Origin of the sequence: Gilliamella sp. CG25, from assembly GCF_046635705.1 — a bacterium.
GTDB lineage: Bacteria > Pseudomonadota > Gammaproteobacteria > Enterobacterales > Orbaceae > Gilliamella > Gilliamella apicola_I.
This window is the reverse complement of the sequence record NZ_JBIDFJ010000025.1, coordinates 1-1788: the sequence shown is the minus strand read 5'-3', so window position 1 is coordinate 1788 and position 1788 is coordinate 1. Positions and strand designations below refer to the sequence as shown.

General features: G+C 32.5%; 1 pseudogene. It reads right to left on the bottom strand.

Annotated features, from left to right (window positions below):
* Positions 1–1289, bottom strand: a pseudogene (locus tag ACGH6P_RS10965) (hypothetical protein); the annotation flags it as partial.
* Positions 1290–1788: the final 499 nt, after the last annotated feature.

Below are 1788 nucleotides of genomic sequence, written 5' to 3'. Positions count from 1 at the left end.
AGTGAACCTTTCTTATCAACGTTATAGTTAGATTTTTCGCTAAAGACATTCTCGGCTTTCGCGTTCCAAGAACCACCGGTTATATTAGTGTTTCCTTCATAAGTATGTTTACCACTAATAAAGTTATCACCAGAGACGACATTGACATCCCCATTTCCATCAATATCCCAGCCTACTTGATAATCAGTGTTAGTATGATTAATATTTAATTTACCACCATTTCTTAATCCAACTTTTGGCGTATCAATAGAACCTGCTTTTTCAGCGGCTTTTCCAACTTCGCCACCGATATTAAGGGCGCCATTTTGATCAACTCGAATACCGAGATCCTCACCAGATTTATCGCCTTTTTGAGTTTTGATGGCTGCATCATTTGCAACGGTTAAACTAGCAGAATGATTACCACCCTCATTGACGATAATTTCAGACATCACGTTCAATTGAGAATTTTTACCATCAATTAATACTTTACCATTTCTGATAGCTAGCTTGTTGTATGTACCTGCATCACCATCAGCAATATTTAAACTACCACCATTGGTTACATTAATTTCACCATAGCCATCTTTATCAGCTGATTGCGTTCCTACTCGCATACCACCTGAATTAAAAGCAGAACCTTCACCGTCAATATTAATAATCGCATTTCCATTACCACTTGCGACAAATGTCGCTCGAGATGAATTAATAACACCACCATCTAAAATATTAACTACAGCCTTACCGTCGCCGGCAATCCCCATATCTTGTGAGTTAACTTGATTTATTGTACTGCCTTTACCTGATACAGTTAAAGTTGTATTAGAAGTGCTAGAATGACCTATACGTAATGAAGACCATCCAGTATTGGTAAAAGTGCCGCCATTAGTAATAAGAATATTAGCGTTACCTTGAGATCCTAAATAAGCATCACCAGTAGAGTTAATGAAATGACCATTGTCGAGTGTAAATTGAGCAGAAGTATCTACATCATGTGCCACTATAATTCTATTAATTTTTAATGTACCATTATCACTAATTGTTAAATGTCCATTTTGACCAATGATATATTCATCATTGCTGACTACGCCATTAGGCAAAGTTCCAGTGTCATCACCTTTAATAATTTGATTGGTATCTATATTAACACGTGCAGCAAAAGCATTGCCGGAAGATAAAACAGATAAAGCCCCAAGAATTGTGGCATTAATTAATACTGATTTAGTTTTTTTACCTCTTCCTCTGGCTAATTCCGAAACTGCCAGACTAATTCCTTGTCTATTTTTCAAAACTTTATAAATTTTATTCATTTGTTAAATTTCCTTCATTTTACAATATTAAACATAGTCACTAAGATTCAAGAGACTTATGTAAAAAACATTATTGATCGGATTAAGCGATCAATCAACATTTAATCTATCGAAAATTTCTAATAAAAAGCGTAATATAATTATAATTAATTGTTTTTTTTGTTAATTGTAAGTTAATGTAAAGTTAATAAACTGATTATTTTTGCACAAAATTTTCATATTCTGCGTTTAAAATACATAATCAATTAGCAATCTTTTTTTTTCAATATATTGTTCATGTTATGATTTTTTTTAGACTAAATTCTTTATTTAGTCAGTGCTAAATATCCCCTTTTTCAATTTAGTTTGAATCACATATCTTTTTTCTATAAAAAAGCAGTACTAAATCGTACTGCTTTGTATTTACTAAGATATTACTATTGTTAGAATGAATAATTTAAACCTAGTTGTCCACCAATTCGTGAATATTTATCTGAGCCAAATCGAGTATCAAGTTGAG